We start from the raw sequence: 25,900 nt of genomic DNA, 5'->3' as shown, positions 1-25,900 counted from the left end.
TCACCGGGCCAAGTAGCGCCGTACGTAGTGGGCGACCTGGACCCGGCTCTCCATCCCGTACTTGCGCAGGATCACCCCGAGGCGCTCCGGCGAGCCACTCGAGCGCACGGACCGCGTTGTCGTCGTACTTGCCGTCCTCGTACCCGTACGGATATCGCACCCGATCCGATCCCTGCAGGAACCCACGAGGAACGTGTCCATCGGCGCCACCTTCGCCACCACCCCGCGCACGTAGTCGTAGAGCGCGTAGTGGTTGCCCCGCGGCAGCGCCTGCATCTTGTGATGCGCCTCCCGCAGGACCAGCGCCGTACCAGCATCAACCCTCAGCACCAAAGCGCCGCTCCTCTCGACAACGCCTACAGTGAATTCATGCCTGTACCCGGGCTGCTCAGCGGTTGGAGGCGCACGACCGGCGTCGGCGTACTCACGCTCGCCGCCGTCCTCGTCGCGCTGATCCTCACCCGTGGTCCAGATGCTCCCCAAACCTTCGGCCCGTGGTATCCCCTCACCGACCAGGCCGGAGCGCGGGCGTCCGCGGACTTCGAGAACCATGTCCCCTGCACCGTCGACAATCCCCCCGTGGCCGACTGCCAACGAGTCAAGCTGGGAGTCGTCCTCTACGGCACCCCCGCCGCGCCGTCGACGTACCTCATCTCCATCGTCCGGGCAGGCACCGGCGACGACACCCGGGAGACCCACGAAGGCACCTGGACCGTCACCCGCGGCACCGCCCTCGACCCGGCGGCAACCGTCTACCAACTGGACGCCTCCGCCCCCGCCCACCTCCGAGCCTTCTGGCCCGTGAGCACCGAGATCCTCTACCTCCTGGACCAAAACCGCAGACCCCGGCCCGGCACCGCCGCGTACGGCTACGCGCTCAGCAGCATCCCCATCGGCCAGACGGTTCAGGCCCCCGGCTGACCTGATTGCCGAGCCCCCCGAAGCTCGGCTTCCCCGGCCCGTTCCCCCCGAGCCACACCCAGCATCGAGCGGGGGTAACGGTCAGTCAACGGTGTTAGGGGGCGACCTGAGGCTCTCTACGCCGGGGGCAGGGCCGACGCCGGCGTTCAGGGCTTCTCGTGAGCTCAGACCGCTGCTCTCGCTGGTATCGATGACTCCGAGCGTGAACGCGACCACGGCGTCCGCGAACAGACTGGCGTCCTCCGAGCTGTACGCCGCCATCTGTTCGTCCTGTACGCGCGAACGCAGCAGGAAACCGTCCAGCATCGACTGGATCGTCAGCCCGTAGCGCTCGATGGTCCACCCGGGTCGCATCCTGACACCGAACGCCGCGAACAGTTGCGCGTAGCCCTCGTACCAGGGCGCCAACGCCTGCAGCATGTCCTCGACAATCGCGGCCTTGAGTTTCGGATGCTGCTCCAGCAGGGGCCCGATGTGCAGCAGCAGGAACGACCGCGGGTACGACAGCAGGCTCGCGAGCATCGCGTCACAGAATTGGGCAATCGCTTGAGCAACGTTCTCGGCCGCCACCAGACTCGCCATATCGGCCAGCTGCAAGGCCGGATTGGCGTTCGGTGCGTCGCGGTACAGCATCGTGTGAATCACCGCGTCGTTGACGAAGTCCTCCTTGGACTCCCACCGGTTGTCGAACGACTTCCGGCTCACTCCCGGCTGCCCACCGTCCCGGGCCAGCCGGACCACGTCTTCCTTCCGCAACCACTCCAAGGTCGCCGGAAAGTCGATCGAGCTCAACCGCCGCGGCCGCTCGTCCGGCGAGGTCACGAACATCGCATCGATCAACTGAGCCGCGGCATCGAGAAACTGCCTGGCGCTGGCATCGTCGGTGACGGCCTTCGGTCGTGGCATGTCGAACCCTCCCGCTCATATCATCCCCCGCTCCTCAGAGCGGTGCTGACGGCTGCTTCGCCTGACGCGCGCAGTAAGCCGTCTGGGCGGATCAGGAGGGCGTCGTGTTCGCCGTCGGGTTTCACTCGTACGACGTTCACGCGCGATGACGCCGGCCACGTGCGTGTGCCGAAGTCGAGGAGAAGCGCACGGCCGGGGTGCAGCAGGGTGGAGAGCCAGGTCGGGCCGTCGTCGGTGATCAGCTCCAGGTCGGGGATCCGGTCCGGTGCGTCGAGCCCGGACATCATGCCGGCGAGGTACCGGTTCGTGTCGGGCAACCGCATCAGGTCCGTGAAGATCTCCCGCAGCTCGACGACGTCCTCACTCGCGCCGGGGAGGGCGAAGACCCGTTGCGCGGCGGTGTGGCGCAGTACGCGCGCGGCCATCGGATGCCGCTCGGTCTGGTAGGTGTCGAGTACATCGGCCGTGCCCTGCACCGCGGCGGCGAGCTTCCAGCCCAGGTTGAAGGCATCCTGCACACCGAGGTTGAGCCCCTGCCCACCGAACGGCGGGTGAATGTGCGCCGCATCCCCGGCGAAGAAGATCCGCCCGTACCGATACGACTCGAGCTGCCTCGTGGCATCACCGAACTCCGACGCGCTTAACACCTCCGCCAGCCTGGTTTCCCTGCCGTACAACGCGGTCAGCGCTTCCTGGGTCTCAGCCGGCGACGCGACCCCGTCCCGTCCGAACGTGAACCGGTACCGCTTCTCGCCGACCGGCACGAGCATGCCCCAGTAGTCCCCGCCCTGCTTCGTCAACGTGCTGAAATGCCCCGCTGTCACCGGCACCTCATCGGACACCGACGACAGTCGTACGTCGGTCAGCACCGCGCGGAACGTCCCGGGCCGGCCGGGGAACGGTACGCCGAGCAGCTTGCGGACCGCACTGTGCGCACCGTCGCATGCCACGAGATAGCGGGCCTGCAACGTGTCTCCGCCTGCGATGACGGTCACACCGTCGTCGTCCTGTTCGACCGCGCTGACCTCGACACCGCGACGTACGACGGCTCCTCGGGCGACAGCGGCGTACTCGAGCTCTTCCTCGACGATCCATTGCGGTACGGAGATCGGGTACTGATGCCGGGTGTTCCAGGGCGATGCGTCGAGTGGGACCGGCAGTCCGGCGAAGTGGCCGCCGACCTCTGCGCGGGGCAATTCGCGCGCTTGGATCGGGCCGAGCAGCCCGCGCATGTCCAGCACCTCGGCGGTACGGGCCTGCAGCGCGCCGCCCTTGGTTTGTTCGAGCCGCTCGTCCAGCCGTTCGAGGACGGTCACGTCGACTCCGGCCAGCGCCAGCTCGTACGCCAGCATCAGTCCGGTCGGCCCGGCTCCCGCGATCAGCACGTCCATGGAAAGCTCCCCTCAGTGCAAAAGTAGACTAAGTGCAGAGTAGCACTGAGTGCTAAAGTTCACTCATGACGTTGCGCGAGCGGAAGAAACTGCGGACCCGGGCGGCGATCTCGGAGGCGGCCATCTCGCTGTTCGTCGAGCACGGGTTCGACCAGGTGTCGATCACCCAGGTCGCAGAGGCCGCGGACGTCTCGCGGCGGACCCTCTTCGCGTACTTCCCGACCAAGGAAGATCTGGTCGTCCACCGGTTCGCCGACCACGAGGACGAGCCCGCGCGCGTCGTGCGTGCCCGGCCGGCGGGCCAGTCACCTCTGGCCGCATTGCACGAGCACTACCTGGACGCCCTCCGCGCACACGATCCGGTGACCGGCCTCACCGACGTACCGGAAGTGCTCAGCCTGTACCACCTGCTGCGATCCACGCCCCAGTTGATGGCGCGCATGCTGCAGTTCAACGAGTCGTCCGAGACCCAGCTGGCCGCTGCCCTGCACGAGACCGCGGACACCGCCGAACTCCCCGCCCGCCTGGCCGCCGCCCAGATCGTGTCGGTCCAGTGGACCCTCTCGATGGCCAACTACGAGCGCGCCGTCGCAGGGACCCGCGCCGACGACGCGTATCCGGCCGCGGCCGCAGCCGCCGATCAGGCCTTCGATCTCCTGACCGGTGGACTGGGTGGCCTGTGGATTACACCTGAACGTTCTCCAGGTCCTTAAGCAGGTTCGGGTGCTGGGGGCGCCAGTTCAGGGCCTCGCGGGTGTGGGCGCTGGACGACGGCTGATCGGTGGCGAAGATCGGGCCGAGCGGACCGTACGTCGCCTCCGGGACAGACTCGACCGGCAGACCGAGGCGCCGGCCGATGACGGCGGCGATGTCGCGTACGGCGTCGCCCTCGTCATCCACTGCATGCCAAGCGGTTCCGGCCGGCGCGTTCTCCAGCACGAGCCGGAACAGCACAGCCGCGTCGAGCGCATGTACGGCGGGCCACCGCTGCGTGCCGTCACCGGGATATCCGGACACACCGCTCTGACGCGCGATCTGCGTCAATAGGCCGGCGAACCCACCGTCGCCCTGATTGTGCACGGTGCGCGGCATGCGTACTGCGGCACTCCGGACACCACGCTCAGCCAACGCGAGCGCGGCCATCACGGATCGCCCTCGCCCTCCGACCGGGCCGTCCAGAGGCAGCGGGTCCGACTCGGTTGAGCTGCGACCCGGTACCCACGGCGTACCCGAAACCGTGACGAGCGGACGACCGCTGCCCGTCAACTCCTCCCCCAACGTGCGGAGCGCGGCGCTCTCTTCAGCGATCCCCGCCGCGAGCGCCTCCGGACTGCTGAAGTCGTTGCTGAAGGCAAGATGAATCACCCCGTCCGACTTGGCCGCTCCTGTGCGCAGTACGTCCAGGTCAGCGAGCCCGCCACGAACCGACTCCGCACCGGCCTCCCGGAGCGCCGCCTCGGACGAGTCGGAACGCGCGAGGCCGAGGACGGTGTGACCGTTGTCAAGCAGTTCGCGGACGACAGCCGAGCCGATGAGTCCGGTACCGCCGGTGACGAAGACCTGCATGAGACACTCCTACCCGTGATGGGACCTTTGTCCCATCACCGTACACCCTGATGGGACAAAGGTCCCATCGCCTAGAATGTCGTCATGGCCAGATGGGAACCCGGCGCCCGCGACCGACTGGTCCTCGCCGCCGTCGACCTCTTCGCCGACCAGGGCTACGACGCCACCACCGTCGCCCAGATCGCCGAACGCGCCGGCGTCACCAAAAGCACCTTCTTCCGCCACTTCCCCGACAAACGAGAACTCCTGGTAGCAGGCCAGGAAACCCTCTGCCGCCTCCTCGTCGAAGGCATCACCACGGCCCCCGCTTCGGCAACACCCCTGGAAGCAGTAGCAGCCGGCCTGGAACGCGCCTCGAACACCATGGGTCCCCTCAACCGAGAACTGGGCCCCCGCCTAAAAGCAGCCATAGCCGCCAGCACAGAACTCCAGGAACGCGACGCCCTGAAGACCGTAGGCCTGGCCAAAGCCATGACGGACGCCCTGAAAGCAAGAGGCGTCCCTCACCCCGTCGCCCACCTGGCAGCCGAGCTAGGAGTCCTGGCCTTCAAACAGGGCTACGCCACCTGGACAGCCCTGGAACATGACGAAGCAGGCCTGGCCCCGCACACCTTGGTCGCCCTGGAAGATCTGAAAGCCGCGACTACCACTCTCAGCTGACCGCCGGACGTCGACTCGACGCCTGATCCGGTGATCGCTCATACTCGGTGTTCAGGCAGGCTGAGCGATTGTTCGCCGTGGTTGAACACCGGAGTGAGGGGTGCTGTGGAGCGTCAGGAGATCGAGACGTTCCTCGTCCTGTGCGAAGAACTGCACTTCGGCCGCACCGCCAAGCGCCTCCGGATCTCGCCGGCCCGCGTCACCCAGCTCGTCCAGAAGATCGAGCGCCGGATCGGCGCGGCCCTGTTCGAGCGGAACACGCGCGGTGTGACTCTCACCGACCTGGGGCGGCAGTTCCAGCGCGATCTCGCCCCCGCGCACGAGGCGGTCGAGAAAGTCGTCCAACGAACCATCCGGGCCGCCAAGGGGATGGACGGCGAGCTACGGCTGGGCTTCCTCGGCACCGCGAACGGACGGCACCTCGTCGAGCTCGCGCGCGTCTTCGAAGCGCGTCAGCCCTGTTCCACCGCGCGTCTCGTGCTCGAGGCGGAGGTCGGCGACCATCTGCGGCCGCTCCGGGAGGATCGGGTCGACGTCATCGCCGTACCACTGCCTGCCCGCGAGGACGGCATGGTCGTCGGACCGGTGGTCCTGCGCGAGCGCCTGCTGATGGCCGTACCTGAGCAGCACCCGATCGCACGCCGCGGGTACGGAACGCTGGAGGACCTTGCCGACAACCCGGTCATCGTCGCCTCAGGTGACCCAGAGGCGTACTGGATCGACTACTTCGTGCCGGCCCGGACGCCGTCGGGACGGCCGATCGAGCGCACACACCTCGTCGAGAGTCTCCAGGCAGGCATCGCGCTGGTCATGGCCGGTAAGGGCATCGGCCCGATCCTCGCGCAGTTCGCGCAGTACAACCAGCATCCAGGGATCGCCTACGCGCCGATCGAGAACGGGCCGCCCGTCGCGTCGGCGCTGATCTGGCGGGCCGACCGCGAAACCGAACTCGTCCGCGAGTTCGCCCGGCTCGCCGAGGCCCACGGCCCGGTGATCCTCGACTGGCCCGCGGCCTCCGAGGAGTCGCGCAGACCGACCGGGTAGTGCGGACCTGCGAAACAATCCTTGACCCCCGCTGAATGCCGAACCGGCCCGCACGCGGGTCTTCAGCAGTGCTGAACATGTGTTGAGCACATCGCCGTTGTCGCTGCACCTTCAGGGACTCCACAGTGGACCAGCCATCCGCTGTTTTTTAAGGAGTCACCTTGAGGTCGCTTCCGGTCACTGTCATCACCTTGCTGTGCGCCGCCAGCGTGCTGGTCTTCGGCGTCTGGGCGTACTTCGCGCCCGTCAGCTTCATCGACTACGTCAACTACGCGCCGTACAACGAGCATCTGACGCACGACGCGGGTGCCTTCCAAATCGGCATCGGCTTCGGCCTGATCACCGCGCTGCTGTGGAACAACACGCTGGGCGCGGCGCTGGCCGGCTTCGTCGTCGCCAGCGGCCTGCACACTTGGTCGCACTTCACTGACCGCCACATCGGCGGGCACGGCTCGGACGTGCCGCTGCTCGGCGCCACGACGCTGCTCGGCATCGTGGCTGTCATTCTTCTGCTACGGAGGAAGAACGCATGAGGATCCTCCTGGCCGGCGCTACCGGCGCTGTCGGGACCCCGCTCACCCGGGCGCTTCTCGAGACCGGGCACGAGGTCGTGGCTCTCACCCGCCGCCGCGGCGGCGCACCACCCGGCACCGCCGAGCTGGTCGGCGACGCGCTGGATCGCGACCGTCTACTGGCAGCCGTCCGCGGCATGACAGCCGAGGCCGTCATCCACCAGCTGACTGCGCTGAAGAAGGCCCCGATGCGGCACCGGGACCTGGCGGCGACCAACCGCCTGCGCACCGAGGGCACCGCGAATCTCCTCGCCGCCGCCCGCGCCCTGGGTGCCCGGCGCTTCGTCACCCAGTCGAACCTTTTCGGCTACGGCTACGGCAATCTCGGCGAACACGTCCTCACCGAGAGGGACACGTTCGGACAGGGCGGGTACGGGCGTTTCGACCAGCACATCGCCGCGTTGCGGTCCACGGAACAGCAGACGTTCCATGCCGAGGGCATCGACGGCGTCGCCCTGCGGTACGGTGCCTTCTACGGCGCCCGAGGCGACCACACCATCGCAATGCTCAAGCAGGGAAAGCTGCCGGTCCCGCAGGGCGGCCCCATCTCCCTCGTCCACGTCGAGGATGCCGCCGCCGCGACGGTTGCCGCCCTCGAGCACGGCCGCGGGGGCGAGGCGTACAACATCGTCGACAACGAGCCCGCCCCCTGGCGCGACTTCTTCCGCACGGCCGCCGCACACCTCGGCGCGCCGCCGCCGAAGTCGCTGCCCGGCTGGGTGCTCCGGCCGATCCCGCTCCTGCACGCCGTCATGACCGGCTCATACCGCCTGTCCAACGCCAAGGCAGCGGCCGAACTCGGCTGGACGCCGTCGATGCCGACGTTCCGCGAAGGCATCGCGGCGATCCGGGCCTGATCTCTCCTCCCCTGAGCTCCATCAACGAACGGACATGGAAATGACGCACCGCATCGTCGTCCTCGGCGCCGGCTACACCGGCATGATGGCCACCCACGGCATCGCACGCCGTACCAGGAACACCGACATCACACTGGTCAATCCGACCGACGTCTTCAACGAGCGCCTCCGCCAGCACCAGGTCGCGGTCGGCCAGGAACTCGCCGTCCACCGCATCCCCGACCTGGTCGCGCCGGCGGGCGTCGCCTTCGTCCAGGGCCGCGCGGCCCGGATCGACGCCGCCGGCCGGAGCGTGGTCCTCGACGACGGCCAGGAACTCACGTACGACTACCTGGTCTACGCGATCGGCAGCACGACCCCGCGTGTCGAGCACGCGTTCACCATCGACGACCCGGCGTTCGCGCAGGCCCTGCGGAGCAACGCCGAGGGCGTTCTCGCTGTCTGCGGCGCGGGCCTCACCGGCATCGAAGCGGCCGCCGAGGCCGCCGAGACGTACCCCCGGCTGCAGGTGGTCCTGCTCAGCCGCGGCGAGCCGGCATCGATGATGGGTCCGAAGGCGCGCACCTACCTGATGAACACACTCGATCGTCTCGGCGTCGACGTCCGCACCGGGGTGACCGTGACCCGGGTCCTCCCGGGCGCTGTCGAACTCGACGGCGGCGGACGCGTCCCGGCCGACGTGACGTTGTGGACGACGGGCGTCGTCCATGCCCGCCTCGCCGCAGAAGCCGGTATCGCCGTCGACGACGCCGGCCGGGTCACGGTCGACGCCGCCCTGCGTTCGGTCTCGCATCCCGAGGTGTTCGCGGTCGGCGACGCGGCGGCGATCCGCCAGGCCTATGGGACCATCCACGGGACCTGTCAGAGCGGTATCCCCACGGGCGCGCACACGGCCGAATCGATCGCCCGGATCCTGCGCGGCAAGGACCCCCGCCCGTTCCGCTTCGGGTACATCCATCAGCCGGTGTCGTTGGGCCGCAAGGATGCCGTCATCCAGTTCACCAACCCCGACGACACTCCGAACCGCTGGTATCTCAAGGGCCGGGCCGCGATCGCCTACAAGGAGGCGGTCAGTTCCAGCCCACTCAAGTTCTACCGCTCCAAGACCCCCATCCCCTCAGCCATCACCAAGCGAACCGGCGGACGCCACAACCGCCCCACCCCCGAAGCAGCCCTGACAACCTAAGAGCAGCAACCACAACACTCAACCAGCAACCCCAACCCCACAGCCGAGCCCAACGCAGCCACGGGAGCCGAGCTGACCGCCAAGCCCACCCCCCGCAGCCAAGCTGACCGCCCAACCCAGCCACCGCACCCAAGCCGACCCGCCAACCCACCCCCCGCACCCAAGCTGACCGCCCAACCCAGCCACCGCAGCCGAGCGAAGCGAAGGCGCAAGGGGGTGCGGGTGGCGGAGCCCCCGCCGCGCGGCAAGCGAAGCGCAGCCGCACAAATGACGAAGGCGAGGCGGTCAGCGCAGGTTCTGCGCGACACACCTCGCCTATCGGCTTCGTGGAGCTGAGGGGATTCGAACCCCTGGCCTCTTCGTTGCGAACGAAGCGCGCTACCAACTGCGCCACAGCCCCAAAGCTGGTCGTCTGGTTTCCCTGGCGACCGCGAAACTCTAACACGGACGGGCCCGCAGACTAAAACCGGTTATCAGTCGCCGACGGCCCGCTTCACCTCGACCTCTTCGGCCGGCTGGGGGGCCGGTGCTTCGGTGGGGGCGGGCTTCTCGGACGGGTCCGTTGTGCGGGCGCTGGAGAAGACCTCGTCGTCGGTGAGGGAGATTGTCCGGACCGTGCGGTCGGGCGCCTTTTCCTTCATGACGTACGTCGGGAGCGTGACCGGCACCGGGTCCCACAGGCCCTCGGCGGCCGGCTTGTCGGCCTTCGCCGCGGCGGGCTTCGGGGCAGGCTCGGCGGGGAGCTTGACCTCGATGGTCATCTCCTCGTCGGGTGACGGCGCGGGCTTGCCGGCCGGGCCGCGGTCGTGGCGGGCCTGGGCGCGGGCACGACGTTCGGCAGCGGTCTGCATCCGAGTGCGGGCCTGCCGGCGCAGCTGCACCCGGGTGAGTACGACGAAGCCGGCGATCAACGTGCCGGGGATCGCGACCGTCCACCACTGCAGCATCGCCAGACCGGCGAGCGCCACGACGGACAGCAGCGAAAGGGTCAGGATCGACAGCACCCGCCGACGGCGCATTGCGGCCACCCGGCGGGCTCGGTTGGGAACGTACCGCTTGGGTGGTGACGAGTCGTCGACGACGGTGGTCCCGGCCGGACGTACGACGTACCGCGTTCGTGATGGGTCGCGGGACAGCACGCGCGCCTCGTCGGACGACGGCACGACCGGACGGCGCCGCGCTTCTTCGCCCCGCTTCAGCCACATCGGGACGAGGTAGGCGGCCCACGCGGCGACGATCGCCACATAGATCAGCCCTGTCGTCCCCATGCGACGACGCTAAGGTGCGGATAGGGCCAGATGAGGTACGTGAGACGGTGTGTCGCAAGAAGACTCGTGTGACTGATGTGAATAGCACGCACCGTAGTCAGGTCAGTCGCGCTACGAGACCGGGTCCGACCTCTTCGACGTTGAGCGCGAAGATGCGGTGGTCGCGCCAGTCGCCGTCGATGTGCAGGAACCGCGGCCGCTCGCCTTCGAACCGGAAGCCGAGCTTCTCGACGACGCGCAGACTTGCCTTGTTCTCCGGGCGGATCGCCACTTCGATCCTGTGCAGACCAAGGGTGAACCAGCAGTGGTCGGCGGCCATCGCGACGGCCGTGGGCACGATGCCGCGACCGGCGTACTGCTCGTCGACCCAGTAGCCGAGGTTCGCCCAGCGCGCCGATCCGTAGGTGATTCCGGACACGGTGAGCTGGCCGACCAGCGGCCATTTCGCTCGTGCACCGGCGCCGGCCGCGCCGCCGTACGTGATGACGAACGGCAGCATCCGCCCGTAGCGCGCCTGCCGGTTCCAGTCGCGGGCCATCGCGCGGAACGTCCGAGCACCGTCGTCCGCACCAGGTGGCTGGGTCGCGTCCCAAGGTCGCAGCCAGCTGACGTTCCGCTGGCGCGCGGCGGCCCACTCGCTTCCGTCGCCGGCCCGCAGCGGTCGCAGTCCGACCTGCCCGTGCTTCAGCTCCACAGGCCATTGGACGACCGCCATCAGTCGACGTCCGTCCGCACGTGGTCCCCACCGTGCACTTGCTCGACCGCATGGCGCAGCAGCGGCTCCAGTACGGCGAGACCGTCCTTCACACCGCCCCGCGAACCAGGCAGGTTGACGATGACCGTAGTACCCGCGACACCTGCCAGCCCGCGTGAGAGTGCAGCCGTCGGTATGCCGTTCGCCATGCCATACGCCCGGATGGCTTCAGCGATCCCCGGCACGACCTTCGACAGCACAGCAGCCGTTTGCTCGGGTGTCTCGTCAGTGGGCGAGATCCCGGTACCACCTGTCGTCAGCACGACGTCGTACGACGCCTCGACGGCCGCGCGTAGCGCCTCCCCCACGGGTGCACCGTCCGGGACCACCTGAGGTCCTGAGACGTCGAAGCCCCAGGAGGCCAGCCGCTCCGCGATCAGCGGACCTGTGGTGTCGGTGTAGACGCCGGCGGCCGCACGGTTCGAGACGCTGACGACGAGAGCTCTCACGGCCGCTCCCAGTGCCCGGTCTTACCGCCCTCTTTCAGCTCCACCCGTACGTCGGTCAGCACCGCAGCCGGATCCAGCGCCTTCACCATGTCGATCACGGCCAGACCGGCGACGGCGACCGCGGTCAGCGCCTCCATCTCGACACCGGTCCGGTCGGTGGTCTTCACCTGCGCCTGGATCAGTACGGCGTCGTCCGCGACCTCGAGGTCGACCTTGGCGCCGGTGATCGCGATCGGATGGCACAGCGGAACCAGGTCCGGGGTCCGCTTCGCGCCCATGATCCCGGCGATCCGGGCGACGCCGAGCGCGTCCCCCTTCGGTACGCCGTCACCGCGCAACGCCGCCACCACCTCGGCGGAGACCAGAACCTTGCCGCTGGCAACGGCCCGCCGGACCGTGGTGTCCTTCGCGGACACGTCCACCATCCGCGCGGCCCCGGTCTCGTCGACATGCGTCAGCCCACCGGACCCCGGCGTACCGGAGCCGGCAGTCGTCGCGCCCGGGTCCTGCGTCATCCAGTCTCCTCGTCCAGAAGCATCAGCTCGACCTGATCGCCGGCGAGGACCGAGGTGACGTCCTCGGGCACCACGATCAGTGCGTTCGCCCGGCTCAACCCGCCGAGCAGGTGCGAGCCGTGCCCGCCGACTGTACTGGCCATCCAGCCCTGGTCGCCGGACGTGGCCGCAGCGCGGACGAACTGCCGCTTCCCCGCGGGTGAGCTGAACCCGTCGAGCGTCACGCCGGGCACCAGGGCCCGCCGGTACGGCATCTGCCCCATCATCTTGCGCAGCGCCGGCCGCACGAAGACCTCGAACGAGATGTACGCCGAGACCGGGTTGCCGGGCAGCGTGAAGATCGGGACCTCGTCCTCACCGATCACGCCGAACCCCTGCGGCTTGCCCGGCTGCATCGCGACCTGCGGGAAGTCCACCGTGCCGAGCTTGGACAGCTCCTCCTTCACGATGTCGTACGCACCCATGCTGACACCGCCGGTGGTGATGACCAGGTCGGCACGCACCAACTGGTCGGACAGGGTGTCCATGATCCGTTTGGGGTCGTCGTCGACGATCCCGACGCGATACACCACCGCTCCGGCGTCCCGCGCGCACGCCGCCAGGGTGTAGCTGTTCGAGTCGTAGATCTGCCCCTCGCCCAGCCGGCTCCCCGGCTCCCGCAGCTCGGCCCCGGTCGAGATCACCACAACCCGTGGTCGCGGACGCGCCTTGACCCGCGCCCTCCCGACCGCTGCGAGTACGGCGATCTGCCGCGGACCGAGCACGGTGTCACGGTCGAGCACCTGCGCTCCGGCCGTCACGTCCTCGCCCGCCCGCCGCACCGAGCCGCCGAGCGGCGGCTGCTGCGTGATCCGCACGGTGACCGTCCCACCGTCGGTCCACTCGACCGGCACGACACTGTCCGCCCCACGCGGCATCGGCGCACCGGTCATGATCCGCACACAGGTCCCAGGGGTCACCACGATCGGCTCACTGCGCCCGGCCCGGAACTCCCCGACCACCGGCAGGCTGATCGGGTTCTCGTCCGAGGCCCCGGCCAGGTCGCCCGCCTGAACGGCGTACCCGTCCATGGCGGAGTTGTCGAACCCCGGCAGGCTCACCCCCGAGACGATGTCCTCGCAGAGCACCAGCCCGACCGCGTCCATCAACGGCTGGTCGAACGCCGGCAGGGCCGCCACCCGTCCGAGTACGACCTCTAGATGCTCATCCACACTCCGTCTCACGAGCTCGACCCTAATCCACGGCTCAGCTGTTTCCGCGCCAAGTTCCGGAAGGGTGCGTGAAGAAGTCCGGTTGGGGTCTAGGCGGGGTCCGATTCCGGGTGATTTCCCCACACCATGCGGACGTCGGGGGCGCGTTCCTCGTTCGCCGAGCCGTCGGTACGGCGTACCTCGCGGAAGTCGTGCCGCTGGTAGAAGGCCTGTGCGCGCGTGTTGGTCTGGAAGGTCCACAACGCCAGACCGCCGGGGCGAAGATCCTTGGCGAGGTCGACGAGGGCGGAGCCGATGCCCTGGCCGGCCGCGTCCGGAGCGACGTACAGCTGGTCGAGGTCGTCACCGTCGAGGGTGAGGACCGCGACGATCCGGCCGTCGTCGAGGGCGACCCAGGTCTGCGCGTCGGGGAGCAGTACGTCGGCGAACCAGGAGGCGACCTGCTCCGCGGTGTGGATCGCGGGCGGCAGCTGGGAGTCCGCGGTGTGCCGTGAGCGCCACCAGACCGCGGCGGCCTCGTCGGTGTCGTAGGGCTCCAGCGGCCGGACGAGCAGGTCGCCCACGCTCAACGCAGTTCGGTCCCGTCCGGGACCACGCGGCGCTCACCGTCCGGCGCGGTCACCTCGACGTCCCCGATCACCACCACATCCTTGCCGAAGGCAACATCGCCGCGGACCTCGAGCCGCTCGGCCCGGACCAGCGACGGCGACCCGGCCGGGAACCGGGCATCGAAGTCGGCGAGGATCTTGAAGTACTCCGGGTCCAGGTCGACGTACGGCTCGTCGCCCTCGTGGGTGGTGGTCAGATCGCCGGTCTCGTCGAGCTCGTACACGTCCGAGCGCAGCACCAGCAGGTCGTTCGTCGTCTTCACCGGCTTGAACCGGCTGCGGTCCACGATCACCGCCTGGGACCCGTCGAAGGTCTCGATCGCGGTGCCCATCCCGGTCTCCAGCTGGATCACCTTCGGCGAGGTCGGGTCGGCCGGGTCGACGGTCTTGCGGTTCACCAGGATCGGCAGCCCGAGGATCCCGTCGTGCCCGTCCATCAGCTCGGCGAGCCGGTCCAGGTCGATCCACAGGTTGTTCGTGTTGAACATCCGGTGCCGGGTGACGTCCTGGAAGTACTGCGTGTCCTCGTCGGCCACCTGTGCGCTGTCCCGCAGGATCAGCCGCCCGTCGGACTTCCGCACCGCGACGTGCCCGCCCTTGCGGTCGGACCGGGTCCGCCGGCAGACCTCCATCCCGAACGGTACGTCGTGCTCCGCCATCCAGGCCGCGATCCGCGGGTCCGCGGTGGCGCCGAGGTTGTCCGCGTTGGAGATGAACGCGTGCCGGAAACCGTGCTCCCGCAGCGCGTCGAGGGTGCCCGAGGCAACCAGCGCGGTGAACAGGTCGCCATGGCCGGGCGGGCACCAGGCGAGCTCCGGGTCCGGCTCCCACTCGGCCGGCGTCAGGTCGTCGGCGAGCAGCTTCGGTTCCATGTTCTGCAGGAAGTCGAGCGGCAGGCCGTCCACCGCGAGCCCGTCGTACTCGCTGAGGATCTGCAGTGACTCGGTCTTGGTGCGGAACGAGTTCATCAGCACCAGCGGCAGCGGTACGTCGTACGCGCGCCGGGTGCTCAGGATCTGGCGGGCGATGATGTCCAGGAAGCTCAGCCCGTCCTTGACCGGCAGCGCGGACTTCGGGCCGGTGACGCCCATCGACGTACCGAGGCCGCCGTTGAGCTTGATGACGACCGTCTCGGCGAGCGCGGCGCGGAGTGCCTCTGGGTCGGTGTCCAGGTGGTCCAGGTGCGGCAGGTCGCCCACCGGCTCGATGTCGTCCTCGCGGATCTTTCCCTGTTGCCCGGACTCGAGCAGCCGGTAGTAGTGCGTGAAGACGCGTATCGCGACGTCGGCAGCACCGGCCGCGCGCATCTTCTCCTGCGCTTGTCTGAGACCCACCTCACCCATGCACCAACCCTAGGGGACGGCAAGTAATCCCAGTGTTGCGCGCGTCACGCTCATACGATCGAGGTGTGTTCCAGACGAAGGCCGCGGCGCGGCAGCACTTCCTGGGCGCGCGCGGGCTGCGGCCGCACGCGGAGGGACTGCTGGCGAGCGCCCAACAGGTGCTGCCCGAGGTGTACCGAGTCGCTCTCTACGTGTCCATGGGGCCTGAGCCGCAGACCGGTGCGCTGATCGACTGGCTGCTCGCGACACACCGAGAGGTGCTGTTGCCGATCCTGTACGCCGACAACGACCTGGGCTGGGGTGTCGCGCCCGGTGCGGCGGACCTGGTGCCCGGTCGGCTCGGTCTGTCCGAGCCGCCGACCGACCTGGGCTCCGACGCGATCGCCACTGCCGATCTGGTCATCTGCCCGGCCGTGGCTGTTACCCATGACGGCGTACGCCTGGGTCGCGGGGGCGGCTCGTACGACCGTGCGCTCGCCCGTGTCCGCCCTGGTACGCCGGTCTGGGCCGCTGTGTACGACACGGAGGTCGTCGACGCTCTGCCGTCCGATCCGCACGACAAGCCGGTGGATGCGGCGCTGACGCCAAATCGCTTGATCACACTGCGAGGATCGGAGGATGACTGAGACCGCGGTCCAAGCCGCAGCCACAGCCGCACGCAACCTCGGCCTGACGGTCACCGACCCGACTGTCCTCTACGAGGCGTTCTCGACGGTCGTGCACCTGCTGCCGTCACCAGTGGTCGCACGGGTACCGATGAACCTTCCAGGCGGCTTACAGGAACCAGAGCCCGCCGTACGACGCCAGCAGCGCGAGCTGGACGTGGTGGCCTGGATGGTGGAGCAGGGACTCCCCTTGGTCCCGCCGAGTCCACTGGTCCCGCTGGCGCCAGCGGAGCAGGACGGACTGTCCATGACCTTCTGGACGTACGTCGAAGTGGACCAGGCAGCTGAACCGGACTACGCCGGGGCAACCGCCCGCGTGGCCGAGCTGCACGCCCAGCTTGCGAAGTACCCGGGAGAGCTGCCCTGGATGACTCCCCTGCGGCTGATCGGCCCGGGCCTGGCGGCGGCCGAGGCAGTGCCGGGTCTGCTCGAGCAGGAGGACGTGGACCGAGCAAGAGCCGAGTGGAAGGTGCTGGAGCCCATTCTGACCAGCAGGGCCGGGTTCGAGGCGGTCTTCCCGTCCGCGACCGTGCAGCCGCTGCATGGCGACGCACCGTCGTGGAACCTGATCACCACCGTCGACGGACCGCTGTGGGCCGATTTCGAGGACGTGACGATGGGTCCGCTCGAGTGGGACCTCGCAGGCTTCGGCCCCGACCTGTGCCAGGCGTACGACGAAGGCGCGCGCTCCCGCGGTCTCCCGACGCTGGACCCGCAGATCCAGCAGGTGATGGACCTCGCCCGCGCACTGCAGGTCCTGGTCTGCACACCGCTGGTCCCGCAGTTCCCCGCCCTGGCCGACGGCATCCGCATGTTCGCCGCCCAGTGGCGAGATATGCCGTTCGCAGGCGGCTGTTAGCGGTCCGGCTTGGTGAACGTCAGGGAGTGTTTGCGGGTGGCCTCCACCGCGCCCTTGGTGTAGGCCCATTGGAGGGTTTCGCCCTTGACCCACAGCTCGGTCTGGTCGGTGTAGTTCGACGAGAAGGCGTGGCCGGACACACCGGTCAGGTTGACCCAGCGGGACTTGTCGAAGTCCGACAGGTCCACGACCATCCGCATCGACGGGGTCGCGGTCACCTCGTACCCCTCCGCGGCGTCCCAGGCGGTGGCGTCGACGATCGACGTACCGCCGCCCAGCTCGTACGGGCCGCGGTTGAAGATCTTCTCGACCGCTCCGATCCCGGACTTGCCCAGGGTCTGGTTGGTCAGCGTCAGCTTGTGCAGCCGGCCCCACTGCCAGTTGGACGGCTCCCGGGCCATCTTCTGGGTGATCTCGGTCCGCGCGTTGATCAGGGCCTCGCGGAGGATGTCGTCCCGGCTCTCCCGCTGCGGCGTACCGATGTTGTCCCACCAGCCGCTGTTCTGCTGCCCGATCAGCGTGTGGATCACCTCGAACCAGCGGGAACCGCCGTCCGGCCAGGTGCCTTCGGGGAGCTGGTCGTGGAAGGTCAGCGCGAGCAGGTTGCGCCAGACCACGTTGAAGTACGCCGCGGCCGCGGAGTCCGGCGGCTGGGTGAAGTCCCAGTTCCGTAGAGCGTCCTGGCCCTGCTTGTCGAACGCGTCGTCGATGCTGATCCGCAGCAGGTACGGCACCAGCATCTCGGCGGCCTTGCTCTTGGTGTCCAGCTGGATCGACGCCATCGCGTTCGCGTCCAGCTTCCCCGCCTGCTTGATCCGGTCGAGGATCTGCTGCGAGCGGTAGCCGTAGTCCCAGGAGTTGGTCAGGTAGTACGTGTACGTGTTCGGTACGACGGCCTGGTTCGCGGTGACGATGATGCCGCTCGGTGGGTCGAACTCGCTCGGCAGCGCGTCGAACGGGACGTACCCCTTCCAGGCGTACTTCGGATCCCAGCCCGGGACCGGCCAGTCGCCGCGGCCGGTGGTACGGATCGGGATCAGTCCGGGCGCCTGGTAGCCGATGTGGCCGTCGGTGTCGGCGTACACCAGGTTCTGCGAGGGCACCTGGAACTGCTCGGCGGCGACGCGGAACTGGGTCCAGTTCTGCGCGGTGTTGATCGCGAACAGCGCGTCAGCGGTCCGGCCCGGGTTCAGCGCGGTCCACTGCAGCGCGACGCCGTACGCCGTCGGGTACTTCGCCTGCGCTGCCGCCGACTCACCCACCTTGCGTTCGTCCTCGTCGACGTCCGAGATGAGCGGACCGTGCCGGGTCTCGCGGACGGTGATCTTCACCGGCTCGTCCTGGCCGGCCACCTTGAACGTCTCCTCGCGGGTGGCCATCGCGCGCCACTTGTTGTTGTAGAGGACGTTGTTGCCCTCGATCCGCTCCAGGTACAGGTCCTGGACGTCCGGGTCGAGGTTGGTGAAACCCCAGGAGATCGCGTTGTTGTGGCCGATCACCACACCGGGCAGGCCGGAGAAGCTGAAGCCGGAGACGTCGAACGGGCACGTCTTGCCGACGTTGTTGCAGTGCAGGCCGACCTGCGTCCAGATCCCCGGCATGGTCGCGCCCAGGTGCGGGTCGTTGGCCAGCAACGGCTTGCCGGTGGTGGTGTGGTCACCGGAGACGACCCAGGAGTTCGACCCGACGCCGTCGCCCTGGCCGAGCAGCTCGGGCAGGCCCTTGGCGACCTTCTGCACCGAGTCCAGCGACTTGAGCAGGTCCTGGGTGAGCATGCTCCGCCGGACCTCGTTGCTGACCGGAGCGGTGGTGAACTTGCCGTCCTTGCCGATCGAGCCGGCGGCCATGATCGGCTGGTTCCGGTCGTACGGATACTGCGGGTAGAGGCTCTCGACGTTGCGCGCCGGCATCGCGGCCAGCAGCTTCGTCCGGGTCACCTCTTCGTCCAGGTTGCCGCCCAGGTCCCACGCCATCGCCTTCAGCCAGGACAACGAGTCAGCCGCGGTCCACGGCTCCGGCGTGTAGTTCTTCGGCCCGCCGGGCTGGAGCGACAGGACGCCGTACTCCAGGCTGAGGCCGGAGCCGCTGTGCTTGGACAGGTACGCGTTGACGCCGCGGGCGTAGTCGTCGAGGTACTGCCGGGTGGTCGGGCTGAGCAGCGGCAACTCCTTCTCCGCCACCCGCCGCCAGCCGAGCGTCCGGACGAACTTGTCGGTCTCTAGCGCGGTCTTGCCGAACAGCTCGCTCAACCGGCCGGACGTGACGTGCCGGCGGAAGTCCATCTCGAAGAACCGGTCCTGCGCGTGCACGTACCCCTGCGCCGCGAACAGGTCGGCCGGGGTGTCGGCGTAGATCTGCGGGATTCCGTTCGCGTCCCGGACCACGCTGACGTCGGCGTCCAGGCCGTTCAGCTCGATCGTTCCGTCGTACGTCGGGAACGAGTGGCGGACGACGAAGACGACGGTACCGGCGATCACCAGGAGGACCGTGGCGAGAGCGATTCCGCTGATGACGACGACTCGAAGCAGGCGTGGCACGGACCAACCGTAGAGAATCCCCCCGCCCACCCCAAATGGGGTCCCTCACAACTTTGCGTTGCTCTGCGTCGGCTGGACAGGGACGCAGAGTTGAGGTACATGAGACCGGGTTTGGAATACTTCGGTCCGCTGGCGCATTATTAGCAGTCGGGTAGTAGGAGTGCCAGCGGCTTGAAGGGAACCGACCGTGCCGACGTACCAGTACCAGTGCACCGACTGTGGTGAAGCGCTCGAGGTGCGCCAGAGCTTCACGGACGATGCTCTGACCGTGTGCCCGAACTGCCAGGGAAACCTGCGCAAGGTCTTCAACGCCGTGGGCGTCGTGTTCAAGGGTTCCGGCTTCTACCGGACCGACAGCCGGTCGTCCGGCAAGAGCTCGGTGCCGGCGAAGTCCGAGGCGTCGTCCTCGTCCTCCGGGTCGTCGTCCAACGGATCGTCGTCCAACGGGTCGTCCTCGACTTCCTCGTCGTCGGCTTCCTCCTCCTCGGCTTCCTCCTCCTCGGGTTCGTCCTCTTCGGGTTCGTCCTCGGGCACCAGCGCGGCCTGACCGCGCACCCTGTGGATAACTGAAGGGCGGTCGCCGGCGAAACTCGTATCTTCTCCGGCATGAAAATCCCTTCCCTGCTTCGTGACCTGCTCCGGGCCGCCCGGTGGCACCGTCGGCTCCTGGCCGGCGTCGCCGCCGCGGCCGCCGTGTACTTCGGACTTCAAGCCCTCTCCCCCGCACCGCCGCCAACGGTCACGGTCCTGGCCGCCGCCCGCGATTTGACCGGCGGCGTCGCCCCGACGAACGACGATCTGCGGACCGTCGATCTGCCCTCCGGCTCGGTGCCCGCCGGTGCGCTCAGACCCGGCAGCGAGCTGACGAGCCGGCTGCTCAGCGGACCGGTCAGAGCCGGCGAACCACTCACCGACGCCAGATTCCTGGCGCCACCCGCCGTGCCACCCGGCTCGGTCGCCTACCCGTTCCGCGTCGACGACGCCGACATCACCGCGCTGCTCCGAGTCGGCGACCGCATCAATCTGTACGCCGCCGACAGCACGACCGCCGGCGCCGCAAGTCAGCTCGCCCGCGCTGTGCCCGTGGTCGCCCTGCCGACGCCTCGATCGACCACATCCGGCGCGCTGATCGTGGTCGCGACGACGCCGGAGGTCGCCACCCGACTGGCCCGGGCCAGTGCGAGCTCACGGATCACCGTGGCGCTGACGCCGGACACGGGCTGATCACTCTTCGGGATTGTGTCGGCACGATGTGTTGCGTACCGGCGCGGTCCCTCGCCCTGAGGAGGGTGCAGCCCTACGTTGTCCGGGTACAACCACCCGCTTCGTGGAGGCACCACATGCTCAAGGGCTTCAAGGAATTCATCATGCGCGGCAACGTCGTCGACCTCGCGGTCGCCGTCGTCATCGGCGCAGCGTTCACCAAGATCATCGGCGCGGTCGTCGACGGGCTGATCAACCCGCTGATCGCGGCGATCTTCGGCAAGACGGACCTCACCGGCGTCTGGACCTTCGACATCAACGGGGCGAAGTTCTCGATCGGTCTGATCCTGGACGCGGCTCTGAACTTCCTGTTCGTGGCCGCTGCCATCTACTTCTTCATCGTGATGCCGCTGAACAAGCTGGCCGAGCGTCGCAAGCGCGGCCAGGAGCCCGAGCCGGATCCGCTGACCACCGACCAGGAGCTGCTGACCGAGATCCGCGACCTGCTCCGCAGCCGCCAGGCGTAACGCCCCAGCAGGTGGGCGTACAAACCTCAGCCCCTGAGCTCGCCGGCGCCCACCTGCTCACCGGCATAACGCATCCAGCGGTACGGGACCGGCTGGCCGTCGTTCCACTCCTCCATCAAGGCGGCGGGGACGTCGACGAAGCCACTGCCGTGGTAGGCCCGGATCGCCGGAGCGTTCTCCGGACGGACCCTCACGAACACCTCGGAGTACCCGGCGTCCAGCGCCGGCCCGAGCAGTGCCCGCACGAGTTCGCCGCCGACCCCACGACCACGGACCTTCGGGTCCACGATGATCCGGGCGAGTTCGACCTCGTCCTCCTCGTCGTCGAGCCAGACCTCGCCGTACCCGACCGGCCGATCGCCGTCGAACAGCAGATAGGAGTGGATGTCCGAGTCGACCTTCCGCCAGCTCGTCCGCAGTTCCTCCGGGAACGGGTAGGCCACCCGCCCGGACAGTAAAGCCACTTCCTTGGCGTTCTCGGCCCAGCCCGCGACCTGGACGCCGTACCCCTCGTCGAACCCCCGAAGCTCCACGCTCATCCCCTCAGTTGACGAACCCCACGATCGTTCGCAGCAGCTGATCCAGGTACGGCGGGTCGTTCTTGGTACGGAAGGCGGGCGTCGGCGGTTCGGGACACCCGGCCAGCTCGCGACTCCCCCGGATCGACCGCAGCAAGGCATCGACCGTCTTCCGCTGATGCGATGGATTCTCCGGTACCGACGGCAGCACCGCCACCCGAATTCGTGTCAGCGACGTCACCTGTTCGTCCGTCACGCCCCGCAGGATGCCGCCCGCGAGCAGTTCGTCGGCGGCCGCCGGCGGGCATCCGCGATGTACCAGCCCGGCGTGAGCGCGCTCGTTCGCGGCGGCGTCGTCGCCGGTTGCGGGCCACGCGAGGAGGAGGCGATCGGCCAGGCCCGGAAACCTCAACGCCAGCAGGACCGCGACGGTACATCCATTGGAGGCTCCAACGATTCTTACCGGTCCGGAACGTTTCGCCAGCTGTTCACCCAGTACCGCGACCTCGACGTCCCACGTCCTGGCTCGCTGCGGCCGATCGGGCGCCAGCACTTCGATGCCGTCGGGCGCGAGCGCCGCGGACAGGCCGTCGGTGATTCCCGTCGTACCCCAGAAGGCTGCGGCGTCCATGGGCTCCCAGAGGCCGCCATGGACGAGGACCACTGACGCGGTCATCCGTGGTGCGGGGGCACCTCGTTCAGGATGCGCTCGTCGTCGTCGCTGCCGAAGTCGTTGTCACCCCAGGTCCGCGGGTCGTCGTCCCGGGTCTGTTCCGGCAGCAGCGGCTCGTCGTCTTCGTACGGGCTCGTCATGCCTCCAGATTACCGGCTCGGCGCGGCCCTCCCGTGATCGCCGGCAGACCGGCAGCCGCATGGAGGGGCGGAGGCGACCAGTGCGCGCACGTTACAGGTGGGCCACGGTTGAGGCTCGATCCCGCGGCGTGACCGGAAAGACGCGCCGCCGTGATGTTCCGGCACGCGCGGTGTGACCCCGTTCCACCATGATGGTGGACCTTGCCAACCCGGAAGGACCGAGTCGTGAGTGCACAACGGACACGGGGCCTGATCGGTGCGACGTTTGTCGTGGCTGTGCTCGGAGTTGCCGCCGCCTGCGGCACCGAGGACGGCTCGTCCCCGCCCGCCGCCCAGCCCACCCAAACGGTGACCATGCCGTCGCCCACCCCGTCACCCAGCCCCAGCGGTACGCCGAGCACGGACTGCCCCGAGACCATCACGGCCGTCCGCGCCGCCACCGACAAGGCGGTGTGGGGCCAGGGCGCGGCCACCTCGAAGTTCAACCCCGTCAGCGTGACGATCTGCCAGTACGACGCACAGGCGACCGGGCAGAACTACGCGACGATCACCACCAAGCGCATGGGCAAGCAGGCGACCGACCTGTTCGCCCTGGTCAACGCGGCGAAACCCGTCGCGAAGAAGCCGAGTATGTGCACCAAGGAGCTCGGCCCCACGTACGTGCTGCGGTTCACCGACAACGACCGCGGTGTCCTGTCGTTCGCCGCCGAGTCCTTCGGCTGCCACCGCCTGGTGGCGACCTCGCTGGAAGGTCAGGGCAAGCCCGGCACACTGCCGGCGCCGCGCCAGGTGACCGCCGAGCTGACGAAGTCACTCGGCCTGCGCTGACCCTGCGCCGGACGCGCACCCCGAAGCCGTCCGAGGTGGGGTCTACCCGCGCCTGCCTTGCGGGTCCCTTTCGAGGTCGACCCGCGAGGCAGGTTGCGGCGGCTGCCGCCTGTGCCGCACCCTCCCAGTGAGGGAGGGGTGGTCATGCGAATGATCCGGCTGCTGTGCGCGCTCGTCCTCGCCTGCACCGCCTGCTCGACTTCGCCCGCCGAGAAGGCAGCCGAGAACAAGCCCTGTACGCCGGGGTTCACCTGCACGACGCTGCGCGTCCCGCTCGACCGGCAACGCCCGGACGGTCCCTCGCTGGATCTCGCAGTCATCGCCGCCGACAACGTCGACGCGCCCCGCGGCGTCCTCCTGCTACTCACCGGCGGCCCCGGCCAGCCCGGCGTACCGCTCCTCCCCAACCTGCGGCGCAACCTGCACCCTGATGTGCTGCGTGAGTACCGCCTCGTCATGTTCGACCAGCGCGGCACAGGTCCTGACGGCATCAATTGCCCTGCTCTGCAAGAGACTGTGGGCGGTTCAGACTTTCTGACCCCACCCGCGACGGCTGTCGACGACTGCGCGCAGCACATCGGGTCCGCTGCCGGGTACTACGGCACCCCTGACACCGTCGACGACATCGAGCAGCTGCGCCAGTTCCTCAAGGTCGATCGGCTGACGATCGACGGGACGTCGTACGGCAGCTTCACCGCGGCGCAGTACGGGCTGAAGTATCCGGGCCAGGTGCGGGCGCTCGTGCTGGACTCCGTCGTACCGCACAAGGGATTCGACCCGATGGGTGTGGATCTGATGGCCGCGAGCGCCGGGGTGCTCAAGGAGGCGTGCCGCCAGGATCCCGCGTGTACGACGGATCCGGTGGCAGACGTGGCGTGGCTCGTCCAGCACGTCGTCAGCGGCACCGACCTGATGGAGTCGTTGGCAGTCGCGAGCCTCAACTCGGTCAACCCGTCGCTCAAAGGCATCCCAGCCATCCTGAACTCCGCACGCAACGGCGACCACAGCGGTCTGAAGGAGCTGCTCGAGCGAACCACCAGCAAGGGCCTCTCCTACGACACGCTGTCTGCCGGGCTCCACATGGCCACCCTCTGCTCCGACCTCCGTTTCCCGTGGTCCGGCAAACCCGACCGCAAGACCGCACTCGACGACGCCGTACGGCGCCTGGACCCGAAGGAGCTGTACCCGTACGACGTGGCGACCGCACGCGACCAGCTGATGATCCAAGGCTGCCTGCGCTGGCCGGCCGACCGCGTGTCGACGTACCCGGCCGCACAGGAACTGACGCCGCGCACGCTGATCCTGCACGGCACCAACGACCTGTTCTGCCCGCTCGACTGGGCCAAATGGGAGAAAGCACACGCGCGGGACGCCGAGCTGGTCGTCGTCCCAGGAAGCGGTCACAGTGTGCAACGAGACCCTCGCGGGAAGGCGGCGGTACGGGAGTTCCTGCTGGACAACTAGTGATCGAACTGTGTGCGAACGGTTGCAGCACGTGGGCGGCTCGATGCGTCTAATAGGTGTGAGGAGTTGTACGCCCAGCCAGGGAGTGGCGAGTGGATTTCGAGGAGTACGTGTCCGCCCGTGGACAGGAACTGGTGCGGCTCGGGTTCACGGTCTCCGGCGACTACCAGCGGGCGGAGGATCTGGCGCAGATCGCGCTGATGCAGGCGTTCCGCTCCTGGCGGAAGGTGCGCAACGCGGACGATCCGCATCACTACGTCCGGCGGATCCTGGTGAACGAGTACCTGTCGATGACGCGTCGGCGCTCGTTCACCGAGGCGCCGACGGCCGACCTCGACCCGCAGCGCACCGTCCCCGACCACGCCACGCATGTCGCCAACTCCGACGATCTGTGGCGTGCGCTGGCGACGCTGTCCGCCCGGGAACGGGTCGTTCTGGTCCTGCGCTACTACCAGGACCTGGACGACCAGACGATCGCCGAGGTGCTCGGCATCAAACCGTCCACCGTGCGCGCGACCGCGAGCAGGGCACTCGCCTCGCTCCGGCGGCGGCCGGCCTATTCCGGGGCCGGCGAATCCAACCGTGTCGATGAGAGGTTGTCGTGAGCAACACCGATCTCGAGGATGACCTGCGAGGTACCTTCGAACGCGCCGCGGCCTCGGTGCCGCAGGCCGCGGACCTGACCGAGCGCGCCACCACGGGCGCCCGTCGCGCCCAGCGGCGTACCTGGATCGTCTCCGGCGCTGCCGCCGTCGCGGTGGGCGCGGTCGCCGTCGCCGGGTTCGGGCTGGCGGGGTCGCGGAACCAGCCGATGCAACCGCCGGTCGCCGCCGAGCAGGCTCCTGCCTCGGCGGCGTCGACACCAGAGGCGTTCTCGAACAAGACCGTGACCGGCACCTGGCGTCCCGTGCAGATGGTCGGCGTCCAGTCGCTCAAGAAGGCCCGGCCGGACGACCCGGTGCTGGTGTTCAAGCCGGACGGCACCTGGAAGGGCTCCGACGGCTGCAACGGAATCGGCGGCACGTACACCATCGGTCAGCGCGGCGCCTTCAGCGCGACCTCCGGGGCGCAGCACATGGTCGGCTGCGAGAACGTGCCGCACACCGGCGTCCTGCATGACGCGAAGCGGATCGCGATCAGCGCCGACACGCTCCAGTTCTTCGGCGCCGACGGGCGTCAACTTGCGAGTTACGCTCGCGCACGGTAGTCGAATCTGTTCGCGGACGGTGATCAGG

At 68.6% G+C, this 25,900-nt stretch carries 31 protein-coding genes and 1 tRNA gene; 16 read left to right on the top strand and 16 right to left on the bottom strand.

The window, feature by feature from the left end; all coding sequences use genetic code 11:
- Entirely contained in the window at positions 1-330 is a 330-nt protein-coding gene (locus E0H92_RS09550) for a hypothetical protein (RefSeq protein WP_131495995.1), read from the bottom strand.
- Between the two features lie 39 nt (positions 331-369).
- Here E0H92_RS09550 and E0H92_RS09545 point away from each other — a divergent pair, with 39 nt between their 5' ends.
- Entirely contained in the window at positions 370-921 is a 552-nt protein-coding gene (locus E0H92_RS09545) for a copper resistance protein NlpE N-terminal domain-containing protein (protein ID WP_131495994.1), read from the top strand.
- An 81-nt stretch (positions 922-1,002) separates the two neighbouring features.
- On the opposite strand, the gene E0H92_RS09540 is transcribed toward E0H92_RS09545, so the two are convergent.
- Positions 1,003-1,827, bottom strand: a complete 825-nt coding sequence (locus E0H92_RS09540; protein ID WP_131495993.1) for a hypothetical protein — start codon at positions 1,825-1,827, stop codon at positions 1,003-1,005.
- Between the two features lie 20 nt (positions 1,828-1,847).
- Entirely contained in the window at positions 1,848-3,218 is a 1,371-nt protein-coding gene (locus E0H92_RS09535) for an FAD-dependent monooxygenase (RefSeq protein ID WP_131495992.1), read from the bottom strand.
- A gap of 65 nt (positions 3,219-3,283) precedes the next feature.
- On the opposite strand from E0H92_RS09535, the gene E0H92_RS09530 reads away from it, so the two are divergent.
- Positions 3,284-3,931, top strand: a complete 648-nt coding sequence (locus E0H92_RS09530) for a TetR/AcrR family transcriptional regulator (RefSeq protein ID WP_131495991.1) — start codon at positions 3,284-3,286, stop codon at positions 3,929-3,931.
- Here the strand turns inward: E0H92_RS09530 and E0H92_RS09525 are convergent.
- Positions 3,903-4,784 (bottom strand): SDR family oxidoreductase, encoded by an 882-nt coding sequence (locus E0H92_RS09525; protein WP_131495990.1) that lies wholly within the window; start codon positions 4,782-4,784, stop codon positions 3,903-3,905. The genes E0H92_RS09530 and E0H92_RS09525 overlap by 29 nt on opposite strands.
- Before the next feature lie 84 nt (positions 4,785-4,868).
- Between E0H92_RS09525 and E0H92_RS09520 the strand changes: the two genes are divergently transcribed.
- The 5 genes from E0H92_RS09520 to E0H92_RS09500 all read left to right on the top strand — a co-directional run bounded on the left by E0H92_RS09520 (position 4,869) and on the right by E0H92_RS09500 (position 9,103).
- Positions 4,869-5,444, top strand: coding sequence for a TetR/AcrR family transcriptional regulator (locus tag E0H92_RS09520; RefSeq protein WP_131495989.1), 576 nt, complete (start codon positions 4,869-4,871; stop codon positions 5,442-5,444).
- A 105-nt stretch (positions 5,445-5,549) separates the two neighbouring features.
- Positions 5,550-6,488, top strand: coding sequence for a LysR family transcriptional regulator (locus E0H92_RS09515; RefSeq protein ID WP_165549726.1), 939 nt, complete (start codon positions 5,550-5,552; stop codon positions 6,486-6,488).
- A gap of 161 nt (positions 6,489-6,649) precedes the next feature.
- On the top strand, positions 6,650-7,021 hold the full coding sequence (locus E0H92_RS09510) for a hypothetical protein (protein WP_131495987.1): 372 nt from the start codon (positions 6,650-6,652) through the stop codon (positions 7,019-7,021).
- Positions 7,018-7,917, top strand: a complete 900-nt coding sequence (locus tag E0H92_RS09505; RefSeq protein ID WP_131495986.1) for an NAD-dependent epimerase/dehydratase family protein — start codon at positions 7,018-7,020, stop codon at positions 7,915-7,917. Before E0H92_RS09510 ends, E0H92_RS09505 begins: the two co-directional genes overlap by 4 nt.
- Before the next feature lie 40 nt (positions 7,918-7,957).
- Positions 7,958-9,103 carry an NAD(P)/FAD-dependent oxidoreductase gene (locus E0H92_RS09500; RefSeq protein WP_202873551.1) on the top strand — a complete coding sequence of 382 codons (1,146 nt, stop codon included), beginning with the start codon at positions 7,958-7,960 and terminating at the stop codon, positions 9,101-9,103.
- Positions 9,104-9,430: 327 nt separating this feature from the next.
- Here E0H92_RS09500 and E0H92_RS09495 read toward each other — a convergent pair.
- From E0H92_RS09495 to E0H92_RS09460, 8 genes are all read right to left on the bottom strand, one after another.
- Positions 9,431-9,503, bottom strand: a tRNA-Ala gene (locus tag E0H92_RS09495).
- A gap of 73 nt (positions 9,504-9,576) precedes the next feature.
- The gene (sepX, locus tag E0H92_RS09490; RefSeq protein ID WP_131468425.1) at positions 9,577-10,371 is read right to left on the bottom strand and encodes a divisome protein SepX/GlpR; all 795 of its coding nucleotides are present in this window, start codon (positions 10,369-10,371) and stop codon (positions 9,577-9,579) included.
- Positions 10,372-10,468: 97 nt separating this feature from the next.
- Positions 10,469-11,086 carry a GNAT family N-acetyltransferase gene (locus E0H92_RS09485; protein ID WP_131468427.1) on the bottom strand — a complete coding sequence of 206 codons (618 nt, stop codon included), beginning with the start codon at positions 11,084-11,086 and terminating at the stop codon, positions 10,469-10,471.
- The gene (locus E0H92_RS09480; protein WP_131495984.1) at positions 11,086-11,574 is read right to left on the bottom strand and encodes a MogA/MoaB family molybdenum cofactor biosynthesis protein; all 489 of its coding nucleotides are present in this window, start codon (positions 11,572-11,574) and stop codon (positions 11,086-11,088) included. Before E0H92_RS09480 ends, E0H92_RS09485 begins: the two co-directional genes overlap by 1 nt.
- Positions 11,571-12,089 carry a cyclic pyranopterin monophosphate synthase MoaC gene (moaC, locus tag E0H92_RS09475; RefSeq protein WP_131495983.1) on the bottom strand — a complete coding sequence of 173 codons (519 nt, stop codon included), beginning with the start codon at positions 12,087-12,089 and terminating at the stop codon, positions 11,571-11,573. The genes E0H92_RS09480 and moaC overlap by 4 nt, the downstream gene beginning before the upstream one ends.
- Positions 12,086-13,312, bottom strand: coding sequence for a molybdotransferase-like divisome protein Glp (gene glp / locus E0H92_RS09470; protein WP_131495982.1), 1,227 nt, complete (start codon positions 13,310-13,312; stop codon positions 12,086-12,088). The genes moaC and glp overlap by 4 nt, the downstream gene beginning before the upstream one ends.
- Positions 13,313-13,389: 77 nt before the next feature.
- The gene (locus tag E0H92_RS09465; RefSeq protein ID WP_131496485.1) at positions 13,390-13,863 is read right to left on the bottom strand and encodes a GNAT family N-acetyltransferase; all 474 of its coding nucleotides are present in this window, start codon (positions 13,861-13,863) and stop codon (positions 13,390-13,392) included.
- A 2-nt stretch (positions 13,864-13,865) separates the two neighbouring features.
- Positions 13,866-15,251, bottom strand: a complete 1,386-nt coding sequence (locus E0H92_RS09460; protein ID WP_131495981.1) for a UTP--glucose-1-phosphate uridylyltransferase — start codon at positions 15,249-15,251, stop codon at positions 13,866-13,868.
- A gap of 65 nt (positions 15,252-15,316) precedes the next feature.
- Between E0H92_RS09460 and E0H92_RS09455 the strand changes: the two genes are divergently transcribed.
- Complete coding sequence (locus tag E0H92_RS09455) at positions 15,317-15,877, top strand: 5-formyltetrahydrofolate cyclo-ligase (protein WP_131495980.1); 561 nt, start codon at positions 15,317-15,319, stop codon at positions 15,875-15,877.
- Positions 15,870-16,775 carry a phosphotransferase gene (locus E0H92_RS09450; protein ID WP_131495979.1) on the top strand — a complete coding sequence of 302 codons (906 nt, stop codon included), beginning with the start codon at positions 15,870-15,872 and terminating at the stop codon, positions 16,773-16,775. The genes E0H92_RS09455 and E0H92_RS09450 overlap by 8 nt, the downstream gene beginning before the upstream one ends.
- Here E0H92_RS09450 and E0H92_RS09445 read toward each other — a convergent pair.
- Positions 16,772-19,312: a penicillin acylase family protein gene (locus E0H92_RS09445; RefSeq protein ID WP_131495978.1), complete on the bottom strand. Its 2,541-nt coding sequence runs from the start codon at positions 19,310-19,312 to the stop codon at positions 16,772-16,774. The two genes, E0H92_RS09450 and E0H92_RS09445, sit on opposite strands and share 4 nt — an antisense overlap.
- Before the next feature lie 187 nt (positions 19,313-19,499).
- Here E0H92_RS09445 and E0H92_RS09440 point away from each other — a divergent pair, with 187 nt between their 5' ends.
- From E0H92_RS09440 to mscL, 3 genes are all read left to right on the top strand, one after another.
- Positions 19,500-19,859: an FmdB family zinc ribbon protein gene (locus E0H92_RS09440; protein WP_131495977.1), complete on the top strand. Its 360-nt coding sequence runs from the start codon at positions 19,500-19,502 to the stop codon at positions 19,857-19,859.
- 59 nt (positions 19,860-19,918) lie between these two features.
- Positions 19,919-20,536 (top strand): CpaB family protein, encoded by a 618-nt coding sequence (locus E0H92_RS09435; RefSeq protein ID WP_131495976.1) that lies wholly within the window; start codon positions 19,919-19,921, stop codon positions 20,534-20,536.
- A 116-nt stretch (positions 20,537-20,652) separates the two neighbouring features.
- Positions 20,653-21,042, top strand: coding sequence for a large conductance mechanosensitive channel protein MscL (gene mscL, locus E0H92_RS09430; protein WP_131495975.1), 390 nt, complete (start codon positions 20,653-20,655; stop codon positions 21,040-21,042).
- A gap of 26 nt (positions 21,043-21,068) precedes the next feature.
- Here mscL and E0H92_RS09425 read toward each other — a convergent pair whose 3' ends face one another.
- Genes E0H92_RS09425 through E0H92_RS44080 form a run of 3 tightly spaced genes read right to left on the bottom strand, consistent with a single transcriptional unit; the run spans position 21,069 to position 22,373 of the window.
- Positions 21,069-21,581: a GNAT family N-acetyltransferase gene (locus E0H92_RS09425; RefSeq protein ID WP_238173359.1), complete on the bottom strand. Its 513-nt coding sequence runs from the start codon at positions 21,579-21,581 to the stop codon at positions 21,069-21,071.
- 4 nt (positions 21,582-21,585) lie between these two features.
- Positions 21,586-22,236 carry an alpha/beta fold hydrolase gene (locus E0H92_RS09420; protein ID WP_131495974.1) on the bottom strand — a complete coding sequence of 217 codons (651 nt, stop codon included), beginning with the start codon at positions 22,234-22,236 and terminating at the stop codon, positions 21,586-21,588.
- Positions 22,233-22,373 carry a hypothetical protein gene (locus E0H92_RS44080; RefSeq protein WP_165546350.1) on the bottom strand — a complete coding sequence of 47 codons (141 nt, stop codon included), beginning with the start codon at positions 22,371-22,373 and terminating at the stop codon, positions 22,233-22,235. Before E0H92_RS44080 ends, E0H92_RS09420 begins: the two co-directional genes overlap by 4 nt.
- Positions 22,374-22,598: 225 nt before the next feature.
- On the opposite strand from E0H92_RS44080, the gene E0H92_RS09415 reads away from it, so the two are divergent.
- From E0H92_RS09415 to E0H92_RS09400, 4 genes are all read left to right on the top strand, one after another.
- Positions 22,599-23,201, top strand: coding sequence for a hypothetical protein (locus tag E0H92_RS09415; protein WP_238153488.1), 603 nt, complete (start codon positions 22,599-22,601; stop codon positions 23,199-23,201).
- Positions 23,202-23,345: 144 nt separating this feature from the next.
- Positions 23,346-24,665 carry an alpha/beta hydrolase gene (locus tag E0H92_RS09410; protein ID WP_131468451.1) on the top strand — a complete coding sequence of 440 codons (1,320 nt, stop codon included), beginning with the start codon at positions 23,346-23,348 and terminating at the stop codon, positions 24,663-24,665.
- Positions 24,666-24,757: 92 nt separating this feature from the next.
- Positions 24,758-25,270: a SigE family RNA polymerase sigma factor gene (locus tag E0H92_RS09405; RefSeq protein WP_131288227.1), complete on the top strand. Its 513-nt coding sequence runs from the start codon at positions 24,758-24,760 to the stop codon at positions 25,268-25,270.
- Complete coding sequence (locus E0H92_RS09400) at positions 25,267-25,872, top strand: META domain-containing protein (protein WP_131468453.1); 606 nt, start codon at positions 25,267-25,269, stop codon at positions 25,870-25,872. Before E0H92_RS09405 ends, E0H92_RS09400 begins: the two co-directional genes overlap by 4 nt.
- Positions 25,873-25,900 lie beyond the last annotated feature (28 nt).

The organism is Kribbella speibonae, assembly GCF_004331375.1.
GTDB lineage: Bacteria > Actinomycetota > Actinomycetes > Propionibacteriales > Kribbellaceae > Kribbella > Kribbella sindirgiensis.
The sequence above is the reverse complement of the archived record's forward strand: the minus strand, read 5'-3'. Positions and strand labels throughout refer to the sequence as shown.